This is a genomic window from Pseudomonas sp. Irchel s3f10, from assembly GCF_900187515.1.
Classification (GTDB): domain Bacteria; phylum Pseudomonadota; class Gammaproteobacteria; order Pseudomonadales; family Pseudomonadaceae; genus Aquipseudomonas; species Aquipseudomonas tensinigenes.
This window is the reverse complement of record NZ_FYDZ01000002.1, coordinates 453,029-477,929: the sequence shown is the minus strand read 5'-3', so window position 1 is coordinate 477,929 and position 24,901 is coordinate 453,029. Positions and strand designations below refer to the sequence as shown.

Genomic DNA, 24,901 nt, shown 5'->3' with positions numbered 1-24,901 from the left:
TGATCCGCTTCTTTGAGGACCTGAGATGACCCGTATCGGAACTCCATTGTCGCCAACCGCGACCCGCGTATTGCTGTGTGGCTGTGGTGAGTTGGGCAAGGAAGTGGTGATCGAGCTGCAACGCCTGGGCGTTGAAGTGATTGCCGTCGACCGCTACGCCAACGCGCCGGCCATGCAAGTCGCCCATCGCAGCCACGTGATCAACATGCTCGACGGCGCCGCCCTGCGTGCGGTGATCGAAGCCGAGAAGCCGCACTTCATCGTGCCGGAAATCGAAGCCATCGCCACCGCCACCCTGGTCGAACTGGAAGCCGAAGGCTTCACCGTGATCCCGACCGCGCGCGCTGCGCAACTGACCATGAACCGCGAAGGTATCCGTCGTCTGGCCGCTGAAGAGCTGGACCTGCCGACCTCGCCTTACCACTTTGCCGACACCTTCGAGGACTACAGCAAAGCCGTCGAAGACCTGGGTTTCCCATGCGTCGTCAAACCGGTGATGAGCTCGTCGGGCAAAGGCCAGAGTCTGCTGCGCAGCACCGATGACGTGCAGAAAGCCTGGGATTACGCGCAAGAGGGCGGTCGTGCCGGTAAAGGTCGGGTGATCATCGAAGGCTTTATCGATTTCGACTACGAAATCACTCTGCTGACCGTTCGCCACATCGGCGGCACCACGTTCTGTGCGCCGGTCGGTCACCGTCAGGAGAAGGGCGACTATCAGGAGTCGTGGCAGCCACAAGCCATGAGCCCGATTGCTCTGGCTGAATCCGAGCGCGTTGCCAAAGCAGTGACTGAAGCGCTGGGCGGCCGTGGTCTGTTTGGCGTTGAGCTGTTCATCAAGGGTGATCAGGTGTGGTTCAGCGAAGTCTCGCCGCGTCCGCATGACACCGGTCTGGTGACGCTGATTTCGCAGGACCTGTCGCAGTTCGCCCTGCACGCTCGCGCGATTCTGGGCTTGCCGGTGCCATTGATCCGTCAGTTCGGGCCATCGGCTTCGGCGGTGATTCTGGTGGAAGGGCAGTCGGCTCAGACCGCGTTCGCCAACCTCGGCGCGGCGTTGAGCGAGCCGGACACGGCGCTGCGTCTGTTTGGCAAGCCGGAAGTGAATGGTCAGCGTCGCATGGGTGTGGCGCTGGCGCGGGATGAGTCGATCGAGGCTGCTCGTGCCAAGGCGACCCGCGCTGCTCAGGCTGTTGTTGTAGAACTCTAAAACGAGTCGTGACATTCGCGAGCAGGCTCGCTCTCATATGGGATTGGGTGAACACAGAATCTGTGACCAACCCCAAAAAACCTGTGGGAGCGAGCCTGCTCGCGAAGCTTTTGATCTTCTGTCAGGCAACCCGATTCAGATCGTTATCCCTCGTCTCTTTCAGGCACAGCACCGCAATCAAACTCAGCACCGCCGCCCCCGACACATACCCGCCGACATAATTCAGCCCCCCCATCGCCACCAGTTTCTGCGCAAAGAACGGCGCCGCCGAGGCCCCGACAATGCCGCCCAGGTTATACGCCGCCGAAGCACCGGTATAACGCACATGGGTCGGGAACAACTCAGGCAACAGCGCCCCCATCGGCGCGAACGTCACGCCCATCAAGAACAGTTCGATGCACAGGAACAGCGCCACGCCCCAGGTCGAGCCCTGAGTCAGCAACGGTTCCATCAGAAACCCGGAAAGAATCGCCAGCACGCCGCCGATGATCAGCACCGGTTTGCGCCCGTAACGGTCGCTGGCCCAGGCTGACAGCGGTGTCGCGGCCGCCATGAACAGCACGGCAAAGCACAGCAGGCCAAGGAACGTCTCACGGCTATAACCCAGCGTGGAAACCCCATAGCTCAGGGAAAACACCGTCGAGATATAGAACAGCGCATAGCAGACCACCATTGCCGCCGCGCCCAACAACGTCGGCGCCCAGTACTGGCTGAACAGCTCGACCAGCGGGATTTTTACACGCTCCTGACGAGCGATGGCGTTGGCGAATACCGGGGTTTCATGCAGTTTCAACCGTACATACAGGCCGACCATCACCAGCGCTGCGCTGAGCAGAAACGGGATCCGCCAGCCCCAGCTGCGGAACTGCTCGTCATTGAGGGTCATGGCCAGTGTCAGGAACAAGCCGTTGGCCGCGAGAAAACCAATCGAAGGCCCAAGCTGCGGGAACATGCCGAACCACGCACGTTTGCCTTTCGGCGCGTTTTCCGTGGCGAGCAGGGCGGCACCGCCCCATTCGCCGCCCAATCCAAGGCCCTGACCGAAACGCAGCACACACAGCAGAATCGGCGCCCATGCGCCGATGGTGGCGTACCCCGGCAGCACGCCAATCAGCGTTGTGCACACACCCATCAATAGCAAGGATGCGACCAGCGTCGACTTGCGCCCGATACGGTCACCAAAATGGCCGAACAACGCCGAGCCCAGCGGTCGGGCGAGGAAGGCAATGCCAAAGGTCAGAAACGCCGAAAGCATCTGTGCGGTGCCGGAGGTCTGTGGAAAGAACACTGGCCCGATCACCAGAGCGGCGGCGGTGGCGTAAACGTAGAAATCGTAGAACTCGATCGCGGTGCCGATAAAACTCGCCGTGGCCACGCGGGTCGCGGAGTTGGTCGGTTGGGCAGGGGTGGTGTCGCTGATAGCGGTACTGGTTGTCATGCGGTGATCCCTGACAGTCATGAGCTCCGTTGGAGCGAATTATTATGGTCGAGCACCCAGGGATGTGGGATGAGGCGCGGTCGCTGTTTCAGGTAGGAACAGTCGCCGGAGTACAGCGGAAATAGCCGAAACCTGTTGGGTGCGGGGTAAGCACGCGGTTCGGCGGGGCTTGGGTAAGCGCCTAGATTATAGGAAGGGGGCTAACGATTGAACAAGAGCAAAAAGATCGCAGCCTGCGGCAGCTCCTACATGGGAACGCATTTCAAATGTAGGAGCTGCCGCAGGCTGCGATCTTTTGATCTTTCTATCGGGCAGGCACCAAAGCAGGCACAGAAGAGGTATGCCAAATCAGCACTTTGCTAACCCGGTTCTCTTCAGTCTCAAGAATCTCCAGCCGATAACGCCCGATCTTTAGGCAAACCGAACTCTCGGGAATCGTCTCCAACGCTTCAGTCACCAGCCCATTCAGCGTTTTCGGCCCATCGCTCGGCAAATGCCAGCCCAAACACTTGTTCAATTCGCGGATCGACGCGGCACCGTCAATGACCATGCGGCCATCGCCCTGCGGATGAATATGCGGATTATCCAGGCTGTGCTCGCTTTCAAATTCGCCGACTATTTCTTCGAGAATGTCTTCCAGAGTGACGATGCCAAGCACTTCGCCGTACTCGTCGACCACCATGCCGAGGCGGCGTTGTTGCTTGTGGAAGTTCAGCAGTTGCAGTTGCAGCGGCGTGCTTTCCGGCACGAAGTACGGCTCGTAACTGGCGGCCAGCAAGGCTTCGAGCGTCAGATCTCCGTTGCTCAGCAGATGGCGGATCTGCCGGGTGTTGAGCACCGCTTCAACCTGATTGATGTCGCTGTGAAAAACCGGCAGGCGCGTACGTTTGTTGTGACGCAGTTGCTCAATGATCTCTTCGAGAGAATCGTCGAGGTTGATGCCGTCGACGTCACTGCGCGGCACCAGAATGTCGTTGACCGTGATGTTGTCCAGTGCATGAATGCCTGAAACCGGGTGCGCGCGCACTGGATGCTCTGGATCGTCGTAGCGATCGGCAGGCGAGTCATCTTCGCTTTGCTGCACGACCTGAACTTTGCGAGCAAACGGGCTCATCAGCAAACCGCTGATACGGCTGAACAGCCAGGCAAACGGATAAACAATCTTCAACGGCACGGCCAGCAAGGTATTGCCGAACGCCAGCACCGCATCGGGGTAGCGCTGGGCGACGGTACGCGGGAAGTAATCGGCAAACACCAGCAGGATGGCGCCGGCACCGAGGCATGCCGCCCACGGGCCGTTTTCTTCGCAGAGAAAAATCGCCAGCAGCGTCGCAATCACCACGGCGAGCGCACGGCACAACGTATTGCAGAGGATCAGGCTGTCGAGCGGGAAGCTCAGCTTCGCCAGCGGTTTGTCGCTGGCGCGCGAGGCGGTGCGTTGCGCGAGCAGGTGTTGCTGCGCGATTTCGACGGCGGTAAACAGCCCTGACCATAAAATCAGCAGGACAAATACCGCGAGCATCGGCCCTATGGGCAAAGCGTCCATTTATGCCGCCCGTCAGATGTGCAGGATGTATTCACGAACCAGTTTGCTGCCGAAATACGCCAACATCAGCAGACAGAAACCGGCGAGAGTCCAGCGAATCGCCTTGTGGCCGCGCCAGCCGAGGCGATTGCGGCCCCACAGCAGTACGCTGAACACGATCCAGGCCAGGCACGCCAGCAGGGTCTTGTGCACCAGATGCTGAGCGAACAGGTTCTCGACGAACAGCCAGCCGGAGATCAGTGACAGCGACAACAGCGTCCAGCCGGCCCAGAGGAAACCGAACAACAGGCTTTCCATGGTTTGCAGCGGCGGAAAGTTCTTGATCAGCCCGGACGGGTGCTTGTGCTTGAGCTGGTGGTCCTGCACCAGCAGCAGCAAGGCCTGGAACACCGCGATGGTGAACATGCCGTAGGCGAGGATCGACAACAGAATGTGCGCGAGGATACCCGGCTCTTCATCAATGATCTGCACAGTGCCGGTCGGCGCGAACTGCGCCAGCAGCACGGTGACCGCACCGAGCGGGAACAGCAGCACCAGCAGGTTTTCCACCGGAATGCGCGAGCAGGCGATCAGCGTCAGCGCGATCACCGCCGCCGCGATCAGGCTGGAGGCGCTGAAGAAATCCAGGCCCAGACCGATTGGCGTCAGCAGGTGAGTGAGCAGGCTGGCAGCGTGGGCCACCACGGCGAGCGCGCCGAGGCTAACCAGCAGGCGCTTGTTCGCCTTGGCGCCGGTGGCCAGACGGGTGCTCTGATAAAGGGTCGCAGCGGCATATAGAAGGGCGGCGGCGAGGGTGGTCAATAAACTGGGTGACAAGGGGAGCATAAATCCTGTTAGGCAAGCCCGAAAGGGGCTGAGTTTGGCATAGAACCGCCATGGCACGAAAGACTCAGGAAGCTGACAGCGAGGTGTCCGCCAGCCGCAGTCTTCGCTATAATCCGCGACCTGCCCACGCCGCAGGCTCGCCGAGCACATGTTGATTCCGGTCTGGGCCGCCATTATCCCGGTCTACACAGGGCCTGAAAGGATCGCGCAATGTTTGAAAACTTAACCGACCGTCTCTCGCAGACGCTGCGCCATGTCACCGGCAAGGCGAAGCTGACCGAGGACAATATCAAAGACACCCTGCGTGAAGTGCGCATGGCGTTGCTCGAAGCCGACGTCGCCCTGCCGGTGGTCAAGGACTTCGTCAATTCGGTCAAGGAGCGCGCTGTCGGCACCGAGGTGTCGCGCAGCCTGACGCCGGGCCAGGCGTTCGTGAAGATCGTCCAGGCTGAGCTCGAAAGCCTGATGGGCGCGGCCAACGAAGATTTGAACCTGAGCGCCGTACCGCCAGCCGTCATTCTGATGGCCGGTCTGCAGGGCGCCGGTAAAACCACCACCGCCGGCAAACTGGCGCGCTTCCTTAAAGAGCGCAAGAAGAAGTCGGTCATGGTCGTGTCGGCGGACGTTTACCGCCCGGCCGCTATTAAACAGCTGGAAACCCTGGCCAACGACATCGGCGTGACGTTCTTTCCGTCCGACCTGAGCCAGAAACCGGTGGACATCGCCACCGCCGCTATTAAAGAAGCAAAACTGAAATTCATCGACGTGGTCATCGTCGACACCGCCGGTCGTCTGCACATCGACGAAGAGATGATGGGCGAGATCAAGGCGCTGCACGCCGCGATCAACCCGGTCGAAACCCTGTTTGTGGTTGACGCCATGACCGGTCAGGACGCGGCCAACACGGCCAAGGCCTTCGGTGATGCGCTGCCGCTGACCGGTGTGATCCTGACCAAGGTCGACGGCGACGCCCGTGGCGGTGCCGCCCTGTCGGTACGCGCCATCACCGGCAAGCCGATCAAGTTCATCGGTATGGGCGAGAAGAGCGAAGCGCTTGACCCGTTCCACCCTGAGCGTATCGCCTCGCGCATTCTCGGCATGGGCGACGTGCTCAGCCTGATCGAACAGGCCGAAGCGACCCTCGATAAAGACAAGGCCGACAAACTGGCCAAGAAGCTGAAGAAGGGCAAGGGCTTCGACCTCGAAGACTTCCGTGATCAGCTGCAACAAATGAAGAACATGGGCGGCCTCGGCGGGCTCATGGACAAGCTGCCGAGCATCGGCGGCGTCAACCTGTCGCAAATGGGCAATGCCCAGAACGCTGCAGAAAAACAATTCAAACAGATGGAAGCCATCATCAATTCCATGACCCCGGCCGAGCGCCGCGACCCTGAGCTGATCAGCGGTTCGCGCAAACGTCGTATCGCCATGGGTTCCGGCACTCAGGTGCAGGACATCGGTCGCTTGATCAAGCAGCACAAGCAGATGCAGAAGATGATGAAGAAATTCTCCGCCAAGGGCGGAATGGCGAAAATGATGCGCGGCATGGGCGGTATGTTGCCCGGCGGCGGCATGCCGAAAATGTAAGGTGTCCCGTCTCGCCCATTCTGCTCGCCAAAAGTGAGCGAAATGGGTGAGACAGGACACTAAGACTTCGCCGGTCGTCGCACCGGCGCAGACCCTGCAAGGACGCAGGATCAACAGCAAACCCGCACTCGGCGGGAGCTGACTGGCCGTTTTCATCGACGGCTCTATATGCAAATCCGCACGGCATGCCATAGGCGCCGGAAAAAGTCATTTGCAAAAGTCCGGATATTCCTTAGAATATGCGGCCTTTCGGGCACCCATGCCCGCTGTGCATTTAGATTTGCAGCACCGACTACAGGAACGATGTTCACATGCTAACAATCCGTCTTGCCCTTGGCGGCTCCAAAAAGCGCCCGTTTTACCACCTGACCGTAACCGACTCGCGTAACCCGCGTGACGGCTCCCACAAAGAACAGGTTGGTTTCTTCAACCCTGTTGCCCGTGGTCAGGAAACCCGTCTGTCCGTGAACCAAGAGCGCGTAGCCTACTGGCTGAGCGTTGGTGCACAACCTTCTGAGCGCGTTGCTCAGTTGTTGAAGGAATCTGCCAAGGCTGCGGCCTGAGCAATATGAACGCGACGCCTGCTGTTGCCGATGATTTGATCGTTATTGGCAAAATTTATTCTGTTCATGGCGTTCGCGGCGAAGTGAAGGTTTATTCCTTTACTGATCCGACTGAAAACCTGTTGCAGTACAAAACCTGGACGCTCAAGCGCGAAGGCAATGTCAAACAGGTCGAGCTGGTCAGTGGACGCGGGAGCGACAAGTTCCTGGTCGCAAAGCTCAAGGGTCTTGATGATCGTGAAGAAGCTCGTCTTCTGGCCGGTTACGAGATCTGCGTGCCGCGCAATCTGTTCGCTGAATTGACCGACGGTGAGTACTACTGGTACCAGCTGGAAGGTCTGAAGGTAATCGAGACCCTTGGGCAATTGCTCGGGAAAATCGATCATCTTCTGGAAACCGGCGCCAATGATGTAATGGTCGTCAAGCCTTGCGCTGGCAGCCTGGATGATCGTGAACGCCTGTTGCCCTATACGGAGCAATGTGTGTTGGCCATCGACCTGGCAGCGGGCGAGATGAAGGTGGATTGGGACGCGGACTTCTAAACGTGGCTAATTTGCGCGTAGAAGTGATCAGTTTGTTTCCCGAGATGTTTTCCGCCATCAGCGACTACGGCATCACCAGTCGTGCGGTCAAACAGGGGCTCTTGCAGCTGACCTGTTGGAATCCGCGGAACTACACGACGGATCGGCATCACACTGTGGACGATCGCCCGTTTGGCGGTGGTCCGGGCATGGTGATGAAGATCAAGCCCCTGGAAGATGCTCTGGTTCAGGCCAAGGCAGCAGCCGGGGAGGCGGCGAAGGTGATTTACCTGTCCCCCCAAGGCCGTCAACTGACTCAGTCGGCGGTACGCGAGCTGGCACAATCGGATGCATTGATCCTGATTGCCGGCCGCTATGAAGGCATTGACGAGCGCTTTATTGAGGCTCATGTCGATGAAGAGTGGTCGATTGGTGACTATGTACTGTCTGGCGGCGAGCTGCCGGCGATGGTCCTGATCGATGCGGTTACACGACTGCTGCCTGGAGCTTTAGGGCATGCGGATTCCGCTGAGGAAGATTCCTTTACGGATGGTCTGCTGGATTGCCCGCACTACACCCGACCTGAGGTGTATGCGGATCAGCGTGTTCCCGACGTGTTGCTGAGTGGCAATCACGCGCATATCCGGCGTTGGCGTTTACAGCAGTCCCTTGGTAGGACCTTTGAACGACGCGCCGATCTTCTGGAAAGCCGCTCGCTTTCTGGAGAAGAGAAGAAGCTGCTCGAGGAATACATCCGCGAGCGGGACGATAGTTAACAACGTATCGATGGTAGATCGAACGATTTACCTTAGGAGCACAGCATGACCAACAAAATCATCCTTGCACTCGAAGCAGAGCAGATGACCAAAGAAATCCCTACCTTCGCCCCAGGCGACACTATTGTCGTTCAGGTGAAAGTGAAGGAAGGCGATCGTTCCCGTCTGCAAGCGTTCGAAGGCGTTGTAATCGCCAAGCGTAACCGCGGCGTGAACAGTGCGTTCACCGTTCGTAAAATCTCCAACGGTGTTGGCGTAGAACGTACTTTCCAGACCTACTCCCCGCAGATCGACAGCATGGCTGTTAAACGTCGCGGTGACGTACGTAAAGCCAAGCTGTACTACCTGCGCGACCTGTCGGGTAAAGCAGCTCGCATCAAGGAAAAACTGGCTTAAGTCCAGCTTCCGATGCAGAAAAAAGCAGCCTACGGGCTGCTTTTTTGTTGCCCGAAATTCCTCCCATTCCCCTGTAGGAGCTGCCGAAGGCTGCGATCTTTTGATCTTGCTTTGCTTGGCACCCGTATACACGAGCAGCAATTGCCATGACCCTCCGCGACCAGGAAATCCAGCGCCGTACCGAACTCTCGGTGACCCGCGTAACCAAAGCCGTCTTCCCGCCGACCACCAACCACCACAACACCCTGTTCGGCGGCACTACGCTGGCATGGATGGACGAAGTGTCGTTCATCACCGCCACACGCTTCTGCCGCTTGCCACTGGTGACCGTGTCCACTGATCGCATCGATTTCAATCACGCGATCCCGGCCGGTTCCATCGTCGAGTTGGTCGGGAAGGTGATCAAGGTCGGCAATACCAGCCTCAAGGTAGAGGTGGAAGTGTTTGTCGAGAGCATGAGCTGTGATGGCCGCGAGAAGGCTATTCATGGCCAGTTCAGCTTCGTTGCCATTGATGATGACAAGCGGCCGGTACCGGTGCTGCCAGGTTTTGCGGCTTGATCTGATACCGAGTCGCGCCATTCGCGAGCAGGCTCGCTCCCACAGTGATCGGGTGAACACAACATTTGTGTCCGTCACAGAACCTGTGGGAGCGAGCCTGCTCGCGAAGGCGTCAGCTCAGGCGCCGCTGGCCTCCGGCTGAATCAACGCCAGCAACGTCCACCCCGACCCAGGTTTCACGGTAGTCTCCGGCGTCACCACATGCACCCAACCGCTGTCATCGCGCATGAACAGCAAGGTCGCACGATTACCATGCAGCGCCCGGTAATCCTCCCAGCCAAAACCATCCGTCAACGTCGTGCTGTACAACTCGGCACCTTGTCCCATCTGGCTGGCCAGTTTCGCGTAGGTAAACGCCTCGCTGCCCAACTGATTGCCGCGATGCTCAAGGCTGGCGCGGTGTTTGTCGCTGCGCCGGCTCTCATGTCCGCTGGCCAGACCAAACAAGCGCTGATGGCCGAAATCATGACGAAAGCGCATCGCCGCCAAGGTGTTGAGTTCACCCGACGGCGACAGCGCCAGCAAATGCCCCAGCCCAACCAGATCCAGATGCGCATCGGCATGTTGCGAGGCCGGATTGCCAAAGTATGTCGGCAACCCTTCCATGCGCGCCGCACGAATATTCTCCCAGCTCGAGTCGGTCAGCAGCACCCGGCTGCCCAGTTGCTGCAGCGACTTGCCCAACTCCCGCGCAGGGCCGTTGGCGCCGACGATCAAGAATCCGCTTGGCGCCGGTTCTGCAACCTTCAACAGGCGAGCCAGCGGTCGTGCCGTGGCGCTCTGCAGCACAACGGTGCCGATAATCACCGCGAAGGTCAGCGGCACCAGCAGCAACGCGCCCTCGTGCCCGGCCTCATGCAGACGAATCGCAAAAATCGCCGACACCGCCGCCGCGACAATCCCGCGTGGCGCGATCCAGCACAGCAGAGCGCGCTCACGCCAGCTCAGGCTGGAACCGGCCGTGCTGAGCAGCACGTTCAACGGTCTGGCGATCAGTTGAATCACCAACAGCAGAATCAGCACCAGCGGCCCCAGTCCGATCAAGGCATATAAGTCCAGACGCGCCGCCAACAAAATGAACAGGCCGGAAATCAGCAGCACGCTGAGGTTTTCCTTGAAGTGCAGGATGTGCCGTACATCCACGCCCTTCATGTTGGCCAGCCACATGCCCATCAACGTCACCGCCAGCAGACCGGACTCGTGCATCACCTCATTGGAGGCAATGAAAATTCCCAGCACAGCCGCCAGCGAGGCGAGGTTATGCAGATATTCCGGCAGCCACTGCCGGCGGATCACGGTGCCTAGCAGCCAGCCGCCGGCAATCCCGAACACCGCGCCGCACACAATCACCCCGCCGAAGGTGAACAGGCTCTGCTTGAGGCCATGGCCTTCAGCGCTGGCAATGATGAAGCTGTAAACCACCACAGCGAGGAGAGCGCCGATCGGGTCGATGACGATGCCTTCCCAGCGCAGAATGTTGGCAATCGAGGCTTTCGGTCGCACCACTCGCAGCATCGGCACGATCACCGTCGGGCCGGTGACCAGCGTCAGGCTGCCGAAGAGGATGGCCAGCATCCAGTCGAAGCCCAGCAGAAAATGCGTGGCAACCGCGATGACAATCCAGGTCGAGATCGCACCAAGGGTCACCAAACGATGGACGACGCTGCCGATCTCCTTCCACTCCGACAGGTGCAGGGTCAGGCTGCCTTCGAACAGAATCAGCGCCACGGCCAGCGAAACCAGCGGCATCAGCAGCGGCCCGAACATTTCCCGCGGATCGAGCCAGCCCAGCACTGGGCCGACCAGAATCCCCGTCAGCAACAAAAACAGAATCGCCGGCAGCTTCAGGCGCCAGGCCAGCCATTGGCACCCCAGCGCCGCCGCGCCGATCCCGCCAAATGCCAGTAGAATTTGCTGCTCGTTCATTGATGCTCCCTGTTCCTTGAAATAGCGGGCTATGAAAGACTAGCGCCCATTCCTACAGTTCACTCTACATTTGCGCACAGTCCCTGAGGCTGTGTGTCTTGAGCGCCCATGCCTGCCATCGACCACCCTCTGATTGACCAATTCCTCGACGCTCTGTGGCTTGAGAAGGGCCTGTCCGATAACACCCGCGGCGCTTATCGCAGCGATCTGGCGCTGTTCAACGGCTGGTTGCAGGAGAAAAACCTGGAGCTGATCAATGCTGGCCGCGAGTTGATCCTTGATCACTTGTCCTGGCGTTTGGAGCAGAACTACAAACCACGTTCCACTGCCAGATTTCTCTCCGGTGTGCGTGGCTTTTATCGCTATCTGTTGCGGGAAAAGATGATCAGCGTTGACCCGACATTGCGCGTCGACATGCCGCAACTCGGTAGGCCACTGCCCAAGTCCTTGTCGGAAGCCGACGTCGAGGCGCTGCTCAAGGCGCCGGACCTGAGCGAAGCCATCGGCCAGCGTGACCGCGCCATGCTTGAAGTGCTTTACGCCTGCGGCCTACGGGTAACTGAACTGGTCAGCCTGACGCTGGAACAGGTCAACCTGCGCCAAGGTGTGTTGCGGGTGATGGGCAAGGGCAGCAAGGAGCGGCTGGTGCCGATGGGCGAGGAGGCGATTGTCTGGGTCGAGCGCTATATGCGTGACGGTCGCGGCGAACTGCTCGGTGGCCGGCCCAGTGATGTGCTGTTCCCCAGCCAGCGCGGTGAGCAGATGACCCGCCAGACCTTTTGGCACCGCATCAAGCATCAGGCCAAGGTTGCCGGGATCGGCAAGTCGCTGTCGCCGCACACCTTGCGTCATGCGTTTGCCACGCACTTGCTCAACCACGGCGCAGACTTGCGCGTGGTGCAGATGCTGCTCGGGCACAGCGACCTTTCCACTACGCAGATCTACACCCACGTCGCCCGCGCCCGATTGCAGGATCTGCACGCCAAACACCACCCGAGAGGTTAACTCCATACCTCCCCCTGTAGGAGCTGCCGAAGGCTGCGATCTTTTGATCTTAAAAACAAAATCAAAAGATCGCAGCCTTCGGCAGCTCCTACATAAAGCAGTGTGATCTATGGCGACAGGCGCATTCGGCCACCGTGGCCTTATGTGTTAGGCTTTGCCGGTTTGCACGATGGACGGTTATGACCCGGTGTTCCGGCACGGGCGTTCTGATCGATCCATTTGTCCGCCTTCAGGAGTTCTCATGCGTCTGACCCAGATTTTCGCCGCCGCAGCCATTGCGTTGGTCAGCACCTTTGCCGTCGCCGATGACGCGGCCGACAAAGCGATTCGTCAAAGCCTGGAAAAACTCGAACTCGAGGTTCCGGTAGAAAGCATCAGCGCCAGCCCGTTGCCGGGCATGTACGAAGTCAAGCTCAAGGGCAGCCGCGTGCTCTACGCCAGCGCCGATGGCCAGTACATCGTTCAGGGCTACCTGTTCCAGCTCAAGGACGGCAAACCGGTCAACCTGACCGAGAAGACCGAACGCCTGGGCATCTCCAAACTGGTCAATGCCATCCCGGTCGCCGAAACCGTGGTTTATCCTGCCGTGGGCGAGACCAAATCGCACATCACCGTGTTCACCGACACCACCTGCCCGTACTGCCACAAGCTGCACGCCGAAGTGCCGGAGCTGAACAAGCGCGGCATCGAAGTACGCTATGTAGCCTTCCCGCGCCAGGGTTTGAACTCGCCGGGTGACGAGCAGCTGCAAGCCGTGTGGTGCTCGAAAGACAAGAAAGCCGCCATGGACAAAATGGTCGATGGCAAGGAAATCAAGGCCGCCAAGTGCGATAACCCGGTTTCCAAGCAGTTCGCCCTCGGTCAGTCGATCGGCGTGAACGGTACACCGGCCATCGTTTTGGCTGACGGACAAGTCATTCCGGGCTACCAGCCTGCGCCACAAGTCGCCAAACTGGCGCTGGGCGCGAAGTAAATTCGCATCGTCACGGTCAGCCGTGACGATCATGGTCCGGCAGCCACATCGCCGGGCCATTAATAGAGAGCCGCGAGCACGCGGTTGTTTTCCGGCCGACCCCGCGTCGGCCGTTTTATGGGGAGTTCACAGTGAATCCGGTCAAAGTAGGCATCTGTGGGTTAGGGACCGTCGGTGGCGGTACCTTCAACGTACTTCAGCGCAACGCCGAGGAAATTGCTCGTCGTGCCGGGCGTGGAATCGAAGTGGCACAAATTGCCATGCGCACGCCAAAGCCTCAGTTCCAGACGACCGGTATTGCGATTACCAACGATGTCTTCGAAGTGGCCACGAACCCTGAGATCGACATCGTCATAGAGCTGATGGGCGGCTACACCGTTGCCCGCGAGCTGGTACTCAAGGCCATCGAGAATGGCAAGCATGTGGTCACCGCGAACAAGGCTCTGATTGCCGTTCACGGTAATGAAATTTTCGCCAAGGCTCGTGAGAAAGGCGTGATCGTCGCGTTCGAAGCGGCCGTGGCCGGTGGCATTCCGGTGATCAAGGCGATCCGTGAAGGCCTGTCCGCCAACCGCATCAACTGGGTCGCCGGGATCATCAACGGCACCGGTAACTTTATCCTCACCGAAATGCGCGAGAAGGGCCGCACCTTCGAAGACGTGCTGGCCGAAGCGCAGGCACTGGGCTACGCCGAAGCCGATCCGACCTTCGACGTTGAAGGCATCGATGCCGCGCACAAGCTGACGATTCTGGCTTCCATCGCATTCGGCATTCCGCTGCAATTCGACAAGGCTTACACCGAAGGCATCACCAAACTGACCACCGCCGACGTCAACTACGCCGAAGCGCTGGGCTATCGCATCAAGCACCTCGGTGTAGCGCGCAGCACTGCCGCCGGCATCGAGTTGCGCGTACACCCGACGCTGATCCCGGCCGATCGTCTGATCGCCAACGTCAACGGCGTGATGAACGCAGTGATGGTCAACGGTGACGCCGCGGGCTCGACGCTGTTCTACGGCGCTGGCGCCGGCATGGAGCCAACCGCTTCGTCGGTGATCGCCGATCTGGTCGACGTGGTTCGCGCCATGACCTCCGATCCGGAGAACCGCGTGCCGCACCTGGCCTTCCAGCCGGATTCGCTGTCGGCCCATCCGATCCTGCCGATTGAAGCCTGCGAAAGCGCTTACTACCTGCGCATTCAGGCCAAGGACCATCCGGGCGTGTTGGCTCAGGTGGCGAGCATCCTCTCGGAGCGCGGCATCAACATCGAGTCGATCATGCAGAAGGAAGTCGAGGAACACGACGGTCTGGTGCCGATGATCCTGCTGACCCACCGCGTGGTCGAGCAGCGCATCAACGATGCCATCGCCGCCCTCGAAGCGCTGGCCGGCGTCAATGGTCCGGTTGTACGGATCCGCGTCGAGCACCTGAATTAAATAGAAGCAGCTGCAAGCTTCGAGCTGCAAGCGGCAAGAGAAAAGCGGTCTGGCTTTTACTTGCAGCTTGTAGCTCGTAGCTTGAGGCCCAAACCGAAGGTTTGCCCTTATGCGATATATCAGTACCCGCGGCCAGGCACCGGCCCTGAATTTCGAAGACGTCCTGCTGGCTGGTCTGGCGACCGACGGCGGTCTGTACGTTCCGGAAAACCTGCCACGTTTCACCCAGGAAGAAATCGCTTCCTGGGCCGGCCTGCCGTATCACGAGCTGGCTTTCCGCGTCATGCGCCCGTTCGTCACCGGCAGCATTCCGGACGCCGATTTCAAAAAGATTCTCGAAGAAACCTACGGTGTGTTCTCGCACAGCGCCGTCGCGCCGCTGCGTCAGCTGAACGGCAACGAATGGGTGCTGGAGCTGTTCCACGGCCCGACCCTGGCGTTCAAGGACTTCGCCCTGCAACTGCTCGGTCGTCTGCTCGACTACGTGCTGGAAAAGCGCGGCGAGCGCGTTGTCATCGTCGGCGCTACTTCCGGTGATACCGGTTCGGCCGCCATCGAAGGCTGCAAGCACTGCGAAAACGTCGACATCTTCATCCTGCACCCGCACAACCGTGTGTCCGAAGTGCAGCGTCGCCAGATGACCACGATTTTCGGCGAGAACATCCACAACATCGCCATCGAAGGCAACTTCGATGACTGCCAGGAGATGGTCAAGAACAGCTTCGCCGACCAGAGCTTCCTCAAAGGCACGCGTCTGGTGGCGGTGAACTCGATCAACTGGGCGCGGATCATGGCCCAGATCGTTTACTACTTCCATGCAGCCCTGCAGTTGGGTGGTCCGGCGCGGTCGGTGTCGTTCTCGGTGCCAACCGGCAACTTCGGTGACATCTTCGCCGGTTACCTGGCGCGCAACATGGGTCTGCCGATCAACCAGTTGATCGTCGCCACCAACCGCAACGACATCCTGCACCGCTTCATGAGCGGCAATCAGTACGTCAAGGAAACCCTGCACGCCACGCTGTCGCCGTCGATGGACATCATGGTCTCGTCGAACTTCGAACGCCTGCTGTTCGACCTGCACGGTCGCAACGGTGCGGCGATCGCCGGGCTGATGGACACGTTCAAGCAAGGTGGTGGCTTCAGCGTCGAACAAGAGCGCTGGACCGAAGCACGCAAACTGTTCGACTCGCTGGCTGTGGACGATGCGCAGACTTGCGAAACCATCGCCGAGGTCTACGAGCAGTGCGGTGAAGTGCTCGATCCGCACACCGCCATCGGCGTCAAGGCTGCGCGCGAATGCCGTCGCAGCCTGGACATTCCAATGGTAATTCTCGGCACCGCACATCCAGTTAAATTCCCGGATGCAGTGGAGAAAGCCGGTGTAGGAAAAGCACTCGAACTACCTGCACATCTTTCTGATTTGTTTGAGCGAAACGAGCGCTGCACCGTTCTGCCAAACGAGCTGAAAGCCGTGCAGGCCTTTGTCAGCCAGCATGGCAACCGCGGCAAGCCGCTTTAAGCCTGCAAAAGCTGTCACATTTTGAAGCCCGTCTCCTGACGGGCTTTTTTGTTTCTGCTGCCACACTGCTCGGGTTTTCACCCATGAAGGACGGGTGAGTCGATCACGAAGGAAGTGGCAATGCTGTTTTATAGAGGTTTGAAACCGGCACTGGGCTGGTTGTTCTTGTTCGGATTGCTTGGGTTGATGCGCTGCAGTGTGGCGGCGCAACTGGCGCTGAACGATGACGTTATGGCACTCAACGTCGAGCCTGTTGAACTGGACGCACACGAGCGCCAATGGATTCGCGACAATCCGCGGGTAACGGTAGCGTCGGTGCAATACCCGTTGTATCTGTTCCAGGATGAACATGGACAGTGGAGCGGTTTGAACAATGATGTGCTCAAGCGCGTCACTGCGATGACCGGGTTGAAGTTCATGCATCAGGAGTCGTTTTCCACCGATCACATGCTGGAGCGTCTCGAAAGTGGCCAGGCGGATATCAGTACGACCCTGGCGATGAGCGATGAACGCAAGGCGTTTCTGGATTTCAGCCACGCCTTCGGTGGGGCTGGCTGGGTGTTTGTCGGGCGCGCCGGTGCGCCGTCGGTAGAGTCACTGGAACAGCTGGCCAAACGGGTGCTGGTGTTGCCGGCCCGGCACGCCCTGGAGGATGTCATTCGCCGCGATTACCCGTCGATCGAGATCCGTTCGGTCAAGACTTACGCCGAAGCGCGGGCATTGGTCGAAAGCGGCGAGGCCTACGCGACGATCGAGAATGAAATCGGAGCGCAACTTTACCCGCTGGGGCTGCTTAAGGTGGGTGGCTTGGTGGAAGGCAAATGGGAGGCTGATCATCTGGCCGTGCGCAAGGGCATGCCAGAGCTATTAAGTATTCTCAACAAGGCACTGGAGGCCTTTCCCGCTCCCGAGTTACGCGCCATTCGCCTGAAGTGGCTGGAGGGGATCTCGCTCAAGCCCGTCCCCACGCTCTGGCAACGGATGATTGAGTGGGGCTGTTGGGCAGCCGTGATCCTCGGTGTGTTCGGCTCGCTGTCGCTGGTGTGGAACCGCCGCCTGACGGTGGTGATCAAGCAACGTCGTGCTGCCGAGAAAAGCCTCGGTGATCAACTGGCTTTCCAGCACGCACTGATCGACTCCATGCCTGATCCGATGTTTGTCCGTGATCTTCAGGGGCGGCTGATCATGTGCAACCGCAGCTATGAAGAAGCGCTTTCGGTACGTCAGGATCAGGTGCAGGGGCGGTTGTTGATGGAGGTCGATGCGCTGCCAGAAGCAACCGCGCGCATGCTTCACGACGAATTCATGGTGCAGTTGCGCACGCGTAAGTCACGTTTCAGCAAGCGGCAATTGTTGTTCAAGAACGGTACGCGGGAGGTCTATCAGTGGACGGTGCCGTTTTACAGTGTCGACGGCAAATTGCGCGGACTGCTGGGCGGCTGGACGGACATAACCCAGCGCCGGGCGGAGAGCGGGTGCCGATGTCTGCATTGAAAATGGGAAATGTCCTATAAGACGCGGCTACTTTTCCGATGGGAGGCTTCAAAGGGCTGCCCTACAGTGAGTGGCAACTGCGGTGAGAGTCCGCGATTGTCGCTTCAGAGGTCGCCCATGCGCTCGCTTAAAGTCCTGATTCTTGAACCCAATCCGTTCCAGCTGATGGCGTTGCACCAAATGCTCAATGCTATCGGCATTTATGATGTCCTGACCGCGTCATCGCTGGCATCGGCCTTATGTTCACTGGGGCATCGTGGCGTGGTCGATATCGCTATTTGCGATCCGCAGCTCAAGGGCGGTGATGGCCTGGCCCTGATCCGGCACGTAGCAGTGGAGCGCGAAGCGCGGGCGCTGATCCTGCTGGGCGCGGTGGCGCCAAGCGTGCTCAACGACCTCCAGCCGTTGCTGTGCGAGCATCGGTTGCGACTGCTGGGGCGTCTGCAAACACCTGTTTCGGCGGTACTGATGCGCAGTTTGCTGGACAGCTACCTGATTTCTCCTTCGCTGCCGGTCGAGGCCTGAAGCGGCCGGTTATTTTTTTGTCATCTTTGCCGTGCATGCTCTGACAGACCGGTGATACCTCCGTGACACGCCGTGCTGGCGAGCGGAATGCAGAACTTTCTTCTCGGGCCGGTGGTCATTTACTGTGGACACGCCCCAGACACAATGTTTTCGGACTATTGAGTGGAGATCGAGATGGAAAGTATCAGTCTATTGCTCGGTGAGGCTCTGAGCCCGTATCAGGTTTCTTTGTCTCCAAGCGGTGCCCACGGTGAATGCCTGGTGACCTTGAAGAACAGCAACGGCGCGATTGTAGTGGAGCGCCAATTCAACCAGACGCAGTTGACCGACAAGCGTCAGTTGACCGATGTCGTTGACGGCTTGCACCGCGACATTCTGATTGCCGAAGGACGCCTGGAGCCCTGTGTGATTGCGGCCTTGCGTAATGCAGCTCTGGACAAGCGTCCGGCGCTCTGAAAATCAAACATCTATTGTGGGAACCTTCCTGCATCCCTGTCAGTCAGACCCCATGACAGCAGGATCAAGCATTGTGCTCCGGTGCTTGTCGCTTGCTGTTACGGGCCTTATGCAGGCCACGTTTAACCCCGAGTCGTCTCCCCACTTCTCGGGGTTTCTTTTTGTCTGCAATTTGCTCAGGGCGCCGCTTGTTGCTCGAAGAACGATCGGGCCTGTTCGAGGTAATCGCTTCGCATCGCGGGGTCCAGCCAGTCGGCGTACAGCTGGTTCAGTTGGTCGTGGGGGAGGGTGCGCAGCAGTTGGTTTATTTCGCTGATCGCCTGACGGCCCTGGTGTGTGTCGGAGCAGCCGATGTAGCCCGACAGATATTTACCGGTGCCGCGGATCGGATAAAACAGCAACTCGTCTTCGGCGATTTGCGCCAGATGAGCCTGATAACGAATTTCTGGCCAATAGCCCAGCACCACCTGTAATCGTCCCAGGCGCTGCATCATCAGCAGACTGTTCAGGGCGTCATTGCCGTAATGAGGTGTCAGTGCGTTGCGAGGTGCCTGGCGCAGCAGGTCATCGACCATTTCACCGTAACTGCGCTCAGCCACGACACCGATTTTCTCGTTGCCATTGGCCAGGAGCGCAGCCAGATCGATTTCACCCTCCACGAGAAACGGCGCCAACACTTCGCGATCTTTCTGACGCACCACCAGCCCATTACTGACGGCGCGAAAGGCCGGGATGGAGTACGCGATCCATTGCGCCCGCTCTTTGCTCCAGATCAGCGACGGGTCGCAGGTGAAGGAGGCTTCGTGAAGCATCTGGATGCCTCGGGCTCGGTTGACCCGCATCAACTGGTGTTCGTATTGCGGCATGCCGGCGATCAGCATCGGCATGAGGTGATCAATGACGCCCTGGCCCTTTTTCGGGCCTTCGAAAATAGTCAGCGGTGGCAAGTCGCGCAATAACCAGGTCAATGTCGGTTTCGCTTGAGCCCAGGCTGGCAAGGTCAGTAGAAACACCAGGCCGAACAGCCGCCACGTCCACCACTGGTGGGCGCGGTTGGCGTCCGGTGTCGGCAGGCGTTTCAGCTCAAATGGCTCCGTCTTCGCGCAACCGCGCGATCTGCTTTTCGTCGTAGCCAAGCTCGTGGAGTACCTGCGCATTGTGTTCACCGAGCTGCGGCCCGACCCATTCGGAGGAGCCCGGTGTCTCTGAGAGTTTCGGCACGATCCCCGGCATCTTGAAGGGTTTGCCGTCCGGCAGTCTGGCGTGAAGGAACATTTCCCGGGCCAGATACTGCGGGTCGTTGAACATGTCTTCGGCGCTGAATATCCGGCTGACGGGTACCTCGGCCTGATTAAGCAGATCGAGCACGCTTTGCAGCGGCAGCGAGTTGACCCAGCGATCGATCACGCCATACAACTCGTCGCGGCGATTGTCGCGACCGTCGTTGCTCGCCAGTGTCGGATCGTTAGCCAGGTCTTCACGGCCGATGATCAGCATGAAGCGTTTGAAAATCGCGTCACCATTGGCGCCGATCTGCACGTGCTTGCCGTCCGCACTGGTGTGGATGGAGGAGGGCGTGATGCCGGGCATGATGTTGCCGGTGCGCTCGCGGATAAAACCGAACACGTCGAACTCCGGCACCATGCTTTCCATCATCGCGAAAATCGCTTCGTACAAGGCCACATCGACAACCTGACCGGTGCCACCGTTGACTTCGCGATGACGCAGCGCCATCAGTGCACCAATCACGCCCCACAGCGCGGCAATCGAATCGCCGATGGAAATCCCGGTACGCACCGGTGGGCGGTCCTCGAATCCAGTGATGTAGCGCAGACCGCCCATGGACTCGCCGACCGCGCCGAAGCCAGGCTGATCCTTCATCGGCCCGGTCTGGCCAAAACCGGACAGGCGCACCATCACCAGTTTAGGATTCAGCGCGTGCAAGGTGTCCCAACTCAGGCCGAGTTTTTCCAGCACGCCGGGGCGAAAGTTCTCGATCAGGATGTCGGCTTCGCTGAGCAATTTTTTCAGGATCGCCAAACCGTCAGGATGCTTGAGATTCAGCGTCAGAGATTTTTTGTTGCGCGCCTGGACGAACCACCACAGCGACGTGCCTTCGTACAGTTTTCGCCACTTGCGCAAAGGATCACCACCGTCGGGCGACTCAATCTTGATCACCTCGGCGCCGAACTCGCCGCAAATACGCGAGGCAAACGGCCCGGCAATCAATGTACCCAATTCAATGACTTTCACACCGCTGAGCGGTTTGTTGGCGAACGGCATACTGAATCCTGTAGGACAAGGCTAAGCAGATACAGCGTTTTAACATAGCCGGCTGTCAGACGCCGCAGGTTGATCGCCATCAATTCGATGATTGCCTACCGCATCGGTTAGACTTGCCGACTTTCCTCGTATCAAGAAGCCCGTTCATGGCCCAGCCGTCCACTACCTACAAATTTGAACTGAACCTCACCGACCTCGACCGCAGTGTCTACGAGAGCGTCAAGCAGACCATCGCCCGTCACCCTTCGGAAACCGAAGAGCGCATGACCGTGCGATTGCTGGCTTACGCGCTCTGGTACAACGAGCAGTTGTCGTTTGGTCGTGGTCTGTCAGACGTGGATGAACCTGCACTGTGGGAAAAGAGCCTGGACGACCGTGTTCTGCACTGGATCGAAGTCGGCCAGCCAGACGCCGATCGTCTGACCTGGTGCTCGCGTCGTACCGAACGCACCAGCCTGCTCGCCTACGGCAGCCTGCGCGTCTGGGAAACCAAAGTGATCCCGGCGATCAAGAATCTGAAGAACGTCAACATCGCAGCAGTCCCGCAAGAAGTGCTGGAAACCTTGGCCAAGGACATGCCCCGCGTTATCAAGTGGGACGTGATGATCAGCGAAGGGACGATCTTCGTCACCGACGACCGTGGTCAGCACGAAGTCCAGTTGCAATGGCTGCAAGGTGAGCGCGGCTGATCCTGCCCCCTCAACTGATTAATCCCACGTATTAAAGAGAAGTCTCCGTCACCCCATGCGTATCGAACCTCGTCAACTGCCCGAAACTCTGCCTTTTCTCGGTGATATTCCGCCGCTGCTGACCCGCCTGTATGCGGCGCGGGGCGTGCAATCCGAGGCAGAGCTGGACAAGAGTCTGGCGCGGTTGATCCCGTTTCAGCAACTCAAGGGCATCGACGCAGCGGTGGACCTGCTGGTGACGGCGCTGGAACAGCGCCAGCGCATCCTCATCGTTGGTGACTTCGATGCGGACGGCGCGACGGCCAGCACTGTTGGCATGCTCGGTTTGCGCTTGCTCGGTGCGGCGCACGTCGATTATCTGGTACCGAACCGCTTTGAATATGGCTATGGCCTGACTCCGGAAATCGTCGAAGTTGCGATGACCCGCGAGCCGCATTTGCTGGTCACCGTGGACAACGGCATCTCCAGCGTCGAAGGCGTGGCTGCCGCCAAACGCCATGGCCTCAAAGTGCTGATCACCGATCACCACTTGCCGGGCGATGAATTGCCTCTGGCCGATGCGCTGGTCAATCCGAACCAGCCCGGTTGCGAGTTCCCGAGCAAGGCACTGGCCGGCGTCGGGGTGATTTTCTATGTGTTGATGGCGTTGCGCGCGCGTTTGCGCAGTCTTGGCTGGTATGAAAACAAGCCGCAGCCGAACATCGGCGAACTGCTCGATCTGGTGGCGCTGGGCAGCGTTGCCGACGTGGTGCCGTTGGACGCCAACAACCGCATTCTGGTGCATCAGGGTCTTGAGCGAATTCGCGCCGGTCGCGCACGGCCGGGGATCAAAGCGATCCTTGAAGTGGCCAAGCGTGACGCTGCACGCATTACCTCCACCGATCTCGGTTTTATCGTCGGGCCGCGCCTGAACGCCGCCGGGCGTCTGGATGACATGAGTCTGGGCATTGAATGCCTGCTGACCGCCGACGCCAACCTGGCCCGGGAAATGGCCGCGCAACTGGACGGCATGAACCAGGATCGCAAATCCATCGAGCAGGGCATGCAGCGTGAAGCGCTGGCGCAGCTCAAGGACCTGCCGGTCGAGTCGATGCCGTTTGGTTTGTGCCTGTTCGATCCCGAGTGGCACCAGGGTGTAATCGGCATTCTCGCATCGCGGATGAAAGAGCGTTATTTCCGTCCGACCATTGCCTTTGCCGATGCGGGCGATGGTTTGCTCAAGGGCTCGGGGCGTTCGGTGCAAGGCTTCCACATTCGTGATGCGCTGAGCGTCGTGGCAGCGCAGCATCCGAACCTGATCGCCAAGTACGGTGGCCACGCGATGGCGGCCGGTCTGACCTTGCCGCAAGAGAATTTTCCGCTTTTCGCCGAGGCCTTTGACGCTGAGGTGCGTAGGCAACTTCGCGAAGACGACCTGACCGGGCGCATGCTGACCGATGGCACGCTGGCGGTTGAAGAATTCCACCTCGAACTAGCCCGCGCCCTGCGCCACGCCGGGCCTTGGGGACAGCACTTCCCGGAGCCGCTGTTTCATGGCGTGTTTCAGTTGGTCGAACAGCGAGTGGTCGGCGAACGGCATCTCAAAGTGGTGCTGAAGAGCGAATGTGGCTCGGTGAAGCTGGATGGCATTGCCTTTGGCGTTGATCGCGATATCTGGCCGAACCCGACGATTCAATGGGTTGAACTGGCTTACAAGCTCGACGTTAACGAGTTTCGGGGTAATGAGACGGTACAACTGATGATTGCCCATATCGAACCGCGTTGACCCCTTCGCGAGCAGGCTCGCTCCCACAGGTACGGTGTTGTCCTTGTGGGAGCGAGCCTGCTCGCGAAAGCGTCCGTTCACACACTGAATCACTCTGAACCCTCCCTCATCCCCGGTTGTCGACTAGGCTCTAAGCACTGCTTGATTGGCCTTGTGACGTCTTGTCGAATTTTTTGCCCGCGGGGGCGGGTGCTGCACCTTTTTCCTGTCACTCGTCGACTATTCAAACAGAACCCTGGAGCCTGCCCACTGATTTGAGAGGTGCCCCATGAGTCTGCTGCTTGAACCCTTCACCCTGCGCCAACTGACCCTGCCCAACCGCATCGCCGTGTCACCGATGTGCCAGTACTCCAGCGTCGATGGCCTGGCCAACGACTGGCATCTGGTGCACCTCGGCAGCCGCGCGGTGGGTGGTGCCGGTCTGGTCTTTACCGAAGCCACCGCCGTTACCGCCGACGGACGAATCACCGCCGAAGACCTTGGCCTGTGGAACGACGAACAAATTGAACCGCTGCAACGCATTACTCGTTTCATCACGTCCCAAGGCGCAGTCGCCGGCATTCAACTGGCTCACGCCGGGCGCAAGGCCAGCACCCACCGGCCGTGGATCGGCAAGCATGGCAGCGTCAAACCCGATGATGGCGGCTGGACCCCGGTCGGGCCGTCGCCGATTGCCTTCGATCCGCAACACACGCAACCGAAACAGCTGGATGAAGGGCAAATCGCTGACGTCATTCAGGCGTTTGTCGATGCTGCCAAACGCGCACTGAAAGCCGGTTTCAGTGTGGTTGAGGTGCATGCGGCGCACGGTTATCTGCTGCATCAGTTTCTTTCGCCGCTGAGCAATCAGCGCCGCGATCAGTACGGGGGATCGTTTGAAAACCGTATTCGTCTGGTGCTGCAAGTCACTGAAGCGGTGAGAGCGGTCTGGCCTGAGGAGTTGCCGGTGTTTGTTCGCGTGTCGGCGACTGACTGGGTGGAAGACGGCTGGAATCCGGACGAAACCGTGGAGCTGGCGCGACGCCTGCACACTCTGGGCGCCGATCTCATCGACGTATCGTCGGGCGGGACGGCAGCCAACGCGGAAATTCCGGTTGGGCCAGGCTATCAAACACGCTTCGCCGAACGTGTGCGCAAGGAGTCAGGCATCGCCACCGGCACCGTAGGAATGATTACCGAGCCGGCGCAGGCCGAGCACATTCTGCGCACCTGTCAGGCCGACATCATCTTCCTCGCCCGCGAGCTGCTGCGTGATCCGTACTGGCCGCTGCATGCCGACGATGATCTCGGTGGGCGCAAAGCGGTGTGGCCGGCGCAGTATCAGCGCGCGACCCATCGTGATCAGCCGATTCATGAGTCTGATTTGCGCGATTGAGTCAGTCGCAATAAAGCAAAAAGCCCCGGTCAGTGA

The 24,901-nt window shown here is 59.3% G+C and carries 23 protein-coding genes; 17 read left to right on the top strand and 6 right to left on the bottom strand.

What is annotated here, in order from left to right:
• The first annotated feature begins 25 nt into the window (after positions 1 to 25).
• On the top strand, positions 26 to 1,207 hold the full coding sequence (gene purT, locus CKW17_RS07375; protein WP_095119354.1) for a formate-dependent phosphoribosylglycinamide formyltransferase: 1,182 nt from the start codon (positions 26 to 28) through the stop codon (positions 1,205 to 1,207).
• 121 nt (positions 1,208 to 1,328) lie between these two features.
• On the opposite strand, the gene CKW17_RS07370 is transcribed toward purT, so the two are convergent.
• From CKW17_RS07370 to CKW17_RS07360, 3 genes are all read right to left on the bottom strand, one after another.
• On the bottom strand, positions 1,329 to 2,645 hold the full coding sequence (locus tag CKW17_RS07370) for an MFS transporter (protein ID WP_095119353.1): 1,317 nt from the start codon (positions 2,643 to 2,645) through the stop codon (positions 1,329 to 1,331).
• Positions 2,646 to 2,949: 304 nt separating this feature from the next.
• Entirely contained in the window at positions 2,950 to 4,191 is a 1,242-nt protein-coding gene (locus tag CKW17_RS07365) for a transporter associated domain-containing protein (RefSeq protein ID WP_095119352.1), read from the bottom strand.
• A 12-nt stretch (positions 4,192 to 4,203) separates the two neighbouring features.
• Positions 4,204 to 5,016 carry an inner membrane protein YpjD gene (locus CKW17_RS07360; protein ID WP_038357737.1) on the bottom strand — a complete coding sequence of 271 codons (813 nt, stop codon included), beginning with the start codon at positions 5,014 to 5,016 and terminating at the stop codon, positions 4,204 to 4,206.
• A 210-nt stretch (positions 5,017 to 5,226) separates the two neighbouring features.
• On the opposite strand from CKW17_RS07360, the gene ffh reads away from it, so the two are divergent.
• The 6 genes from ffh to CKW17_RS07330 all read left to right on the top strand — a co-directional run bounded on the left by ffh (position 5,227) and on the right by CKW17_RS07330 (position 9,419).
• Positions 5,227 to 6,603 carry a signal recognition particle protein gene (gene ffh / locus CKW17_RS07355; protein WP_007908988.1) on the top strand — a complete coding sequence of 459 codons (1,377 nt, stop codon included), beginning with the start codon at positions 5,227 to 5,229 and terminating at the stop codon, positions 6,601 to 6,603.
• A 311-nt stretch (positions 6,604 to 6,914) separates the two neighbouring features.
• A complete protein-coding gene (gene rpsP / locus CKW17_RS07350; protein WP_016986371.1) occupies positions 6,915 to 7,166 on the top strand; it encodes a 30S ribosomal protein S16 in 252 nt (83 codons plus the stop codon).
• 5 nt (positions 7,167 to 7,171) lie between these two features.
• Positions 7,172 to 7,708: a ribosome maturation factor RimM gene (gene rimM, locus CKW17_RS07345; protein ID WP_095119351.1), complete on the top strand. Its 537-nt coding sequence runs from the start codon at positions 7,172 to 7,174 to the stop codon at positions 7,706 to 7,708.
• Between the two features lie 2 nt (positions 7,709 to 7,710).
• Complete coding sequence (gene trmD, locus CKW17_RS07340; protein ID WP_095119350.1) at positions 7,711 to 8,463, top strand: tRNA (guanosine(37)-N1)-methyltransferase TrmD; 753 nt, start codon at positions 7,711 to 7,713, stop codon at positions 8,461 to 8,463.
• A gap of 45 nt (positions 8,464 to 8,508) precedes the next feature.
• Complete coding sequence (gene rplS, locus CKW17_RS07335) at positions 8,509 to 8,859, top strand: 50S ribosomal protein L19 (RefSeq protein ID WP_003175895.1); 351 nt, start codon at positions 8,509 to 8,511, stop codon at positions 8,857 to 8,859.
• 146 nt (positions 8,860 to 9,005) lie between these two features.
• Positions 9,006 to 9,419, top strand: a complete 414-nt coding sequence (locus tag CKW17_RS07330; RefSeq protein WP_095119349.1) for an acyl-CoA thioesterase — start codon at positions 9,006 to 9,008, stop codon at positions 9,417 to 9,419.
• A gap of 117 nt (positions 9,420 to 9,536) precedes the next feature.
• On the opposite strand, the gene CKW17_RS07325 is transcribed toward CKW17_RS07330, so the two are convergent.
• Positions 9,537 to 11,345 carry a sodium:proton antiporter gene (locus CKW17_RS07325; protein ID WP_095119348.1) on the bottom strand — a complete coding sequence of 603 codons (1,809 nt, stop codon included), beginning with the start codon at positions 11,343 to 11,345 and terminating at the stop codon, positions 9,537 to 9,539.
• A gap of 108 nt (positions 11,346 to 11,453) precedes the next feature.
• Between CKW17_RS07325 and xerD the strand changes: the two genes are divergently transcribed.
• The 7 genes from xerD to CKW17_RS07290 all read left to right on the top strand — a co-directional run bounded on the left by xerD (position 11,454) and on the right by CKW17_RS07290 (position 18,753).
• Positions 11,454 to 12,350 carry a site-specific tyrosine recombinase XerD gene (gene xerD / locus CKW17_RS07320; RefSeq protein ID WP_016986376.1) on the top strand — a complete coding sequence of 299 codons (897 nt, stop codon included), beginning with the start codon at positions 11,454 to 11,456 and terminating at the stop codon, positions 12,348 to 12,350.
• Positions 12,351 to 12,591: 241 nt separating this feature from the next.
• Complete coding sequence (dsbC, locus tag CKW17_RS07315) at positions 12,592 to 13,323, top strand: bifunctional protein-disulfide isomerase/oxidoreductase DsbC (protein WP_095119347.1); 732 nt, start codon at positions 12,592 to 12,594, stop codon at positions 13,321 to 13,323.
• 131 nt (positions 13,324 to 13,454) lie between these two features.
• A complete protein-coding gene (locus tag CKW17_RS07310; RefSeq protein ID WP_007908972.1) occupies positions 13,455 to 14,759 on the top strand; it encodes a homoserine dehydrogenase in 1,305 nt (434 codons plus the stop codon).
• Between the two features lie 109 nt (positions 14,760 to 14,868).
• Entirely contained in the window at positions 14,869 to 16,278 is a 1,410-nt protein-coding gene (gene thrC, locus CKW17_RS07305; RefSeq protein ID WP_095119346.1) for a threonine synthase, read from the top strand.
• A 120-nt stretch (positions 16,279 to 16,398) separates the two neighbouring features.
• The gene (locus CKW17_RS07300; RefSeq protein ID WP_095119345.1) at positions 16,399 to 17,772 is read left to right on the top strand and encodes a transporter substrate-binding domain-containing protein; all 1,374 of its coding nucleotides are present in this window, start codon (positions 16,399 to 16,401) and stop codon (positions 17,770 to 17,772) included.
• Positions 17,773 to 17,889: 117 nt separating this feature from the next.
• The gene (locus CKW17_RS07295; RefSeq protein WP_095119344.1) at positions 17,890 to 18,297 is read left to right on the top strand and encodes a response regulator; all 408 of its coding nucleotides are present in this window, start codon (positions 17,890 to 17,892) and stop codon (positions 18,295 to 18,297) included.
• Between the two features lie 174 nt (positions 18,298 to 18,471).
• Positions 18,472 to 18,753, top strand: coding sequence for a DUF3509 domain-containing protein (locus tag CKW17_RS07290; protein ID WP_095119343.1), 282 nt, complete (start codon positions 18,472 to 18,474; stop codon positions 18,751 to 18,753).
• A 176-nt stretch (positions 18,754 to 18,929) separates the two neighbouring features.
• Here the strand turns inward: CKW17_RS07290 and CKW17_RS07285 are convergent, their stop codons facing one another.
• Positions 18,930 to 19,889 (bottom strand): TIGR02285 family protein, encoded by a 960-nt coding sequence (locus CKW17_RS07285; RefSeq protein WP_256586198.1) that lies wholly within the window; start codon positions 19,887 to 19,889, stop codon positions 18,930 to 18,932.
• Entirely contained in the window at positions 19,837 to 21,036 is a 1,200-nt protein-coding gene (locus CKW17_RS07280) for a CaiB/BaiF CoA-transferase family protein (RefSeq protein WP_095119342.1), read from the bottom strand. Before CKW17_RS07280 ends, CKW17_RS07285 begins: the two co-directional genes overlap by 53 nt.
• A gap of 146 nt (positions 21,037 to 21,182) precedes the next feature.
• Between CKW17_RS07280 and CKW17_RS07275 the strand changes: the two genes are divergently transcribed.
• The 3 genes from CKW17_RS07275 (at position 21,183) to CKW17_RS07265 (ending at position 24,865) form a co-directional block, all read left to right on the top strand.
• On the top strand, positions 21,183 to 21,725 hold the full coding sequence (locus CKW17_RS07275; protein ID WP_007908961.1) for a YaeQ family protein: 543 nt from the start codon (positions 21,183 to 21,185) through the stop codon (positions 21,723 to 21,725).
• A gap of 55 nt (positions 21,726 to 21,780) precedes the next feature.
• Positions 21,781 to 23,490 carry a single-stranded-DNA-specific exonuclease RecJ gene (gene recJ, locus CKW17_RS07270; protein ID WP_095119341.1) on the top strand — a complete coding sequence of 570 codons (1,710 nt, stop codon included), beginning with the start codon at positions 21,781 to 21,783 and terminating at the stop codon, positions 23,488 to 23,490.
• Between the two features lie 268 nt (positions 23,491 to 23,758).
• Entirely contained in the window at positions 23,759 to 24,865 is a 1,107-nt protein-coding gene (locus CKW17_RS07265; protein WP_095119340.1) for an NADH:flavin oxidoreductase/NADH oxidase, read from the top strand.
• The last annotated feature ends 36 nt before the right edge of the window (positions 24,866 to 24,901 follow it).

Excerpts from the sequence above, each read along its gene's own strand:
- purT (WP_095119354.1), top strand. The coding sequence starts at position 26 with ATGACCCGTATCGGAACTCCATTGTCGCCAACCGCGACCCGCGTATTG.
- CKW17_RS07370 (WP_095119353.1), bottom strand. The coding sequence starts at position 2,645 with ATGACAACCAGTACCGCTATCAGCGACACCACCCCTGCCCAACCGACC.
- CKW17_RS07365 (WP_095119352.1), bottom strand. The coding sequence starts at position 4,191 with ATGGACGCTTTGCCCATAGGGCCGATGCTCGCGGTATTTGTCCTGCTG.
- CKW17_RS07360 (WP_038357737.1), bottom strand. The coding sequence starts at position 5,016 with ATGCTCCCCTTGTCACCCAGTTTATTGACCACCCTCGCCGCCGCCCTT.
- ffh (WP_007908988.1), top strand. The coding sequence starts at position 5,227 with ATGTTTGAAAACTTAACCGACCGTCTCTCGCAGACGCTGCGCCATGTC.
- rpsP (WP_016986371.1), top strand. The coding sequence starts at position 6,915 with ATGCTAACAATCCGTCTTGCCCTTGGCGGCTCCAAAAAGCGCCCGTTT.
- rimM (WP_095119351.1), top strand. The coding sequence starts at position 7,172 with ATGAACGCGACGCCTGCTGTTGCCGATGATTTGATCGTTATTGGCAAA.
- rplS (WP_003175895.1), top strand. The coding sequence starts at position 8,509 with ATGACCAACAAAATCATCCTTGCACTCGAAGCAGAGCAGATGACCAAA.
- CKW17_RS07330 (WP_095119349.1), top strand. The coding sequence starts at position 9,006 with ATGACCCTCCGCGACCAGGAAATCCAGCGCCGTACCGAACTCTCGGTG.
- CKW17_RS07325 (WP_095119348.1), bottom strand. The coding sequence starts at position 11,345 with ATGAACGAGCAGCAAATTCTACTGGCATTTGGCGGGATCGGCGCGGCG.
- xerD (WP_016986376.1), top strand. The coding sequence starts at position 11,454 with ATGCCTGCCATCGACCACCCTCTGATTGACCAATTCCTCGACGCTCTG.
- dsbC (WP_095119347.1), top strand. The coding sequence starts at position 12,592 with ATGCGTCTGACCCAGATTTTCGCCGCCGCAGCCATTGCGTTGGTCAGC.
- thrC (WP_095119346.1), top strand. The coding sequence starts at position 14,869 with ATGCGATATATCAGTACCCGCGGCCAGGCACCGGCCCTGAATTTCGAA.
- CKW17_RS07300 (WP_095119345.1), top strand. The coding sequence starts at position 16,399 with ATGCTGTTTTATAGAGGTTTGAAACCGGCACTGGGCTGGTTGTTCTTG.
- CKW17_RS07295 (WP_095119344.1), top strand. The coding sequence starts at position 17,890 with ATGCGCTCGCTTAAAGTCCTGATTCTTGAACCCAATCCGTTCCAGCTG.
- CKW17_RS07290 (WP_095119343.1), top strand. The coding sequence starts at position 18,472 with ATGGAAAGTATCAGTCTATTGCTCGGTGAGGCTCTGAGCCCGTATCAG.
- CKW17_RS07280 (WP_095119342.1), bottom strand. The coding sequence starts at position 21,036 with ATGCCGTTCGCCAACAAACCGCTCAGCGGTGTGAAAGTCATTGAATTG.
- CKW17_RS07275 (WP_007908961.1), top strand. The coding sequence starts at position 21,183 with ATGGCCCAGCCGTCCACTACCTACAAATTTGAACTGAACCTCACCGAC.
- recJ (WP_095119341.1), top strand. The coding sequence starts at position 21,781 with ATGCGTATCGAACCTCGTCAACTGCCCGAAACTCTGCCTTTTCTCGGT.
- CKW17_RS07265 (WP_095119340.1), top strand. The coding sequence starts at position 23,759 with ATGAGTCTGCTGCTTGAACCCTTCACCCTGCGCCAACTGACCCTGCCC.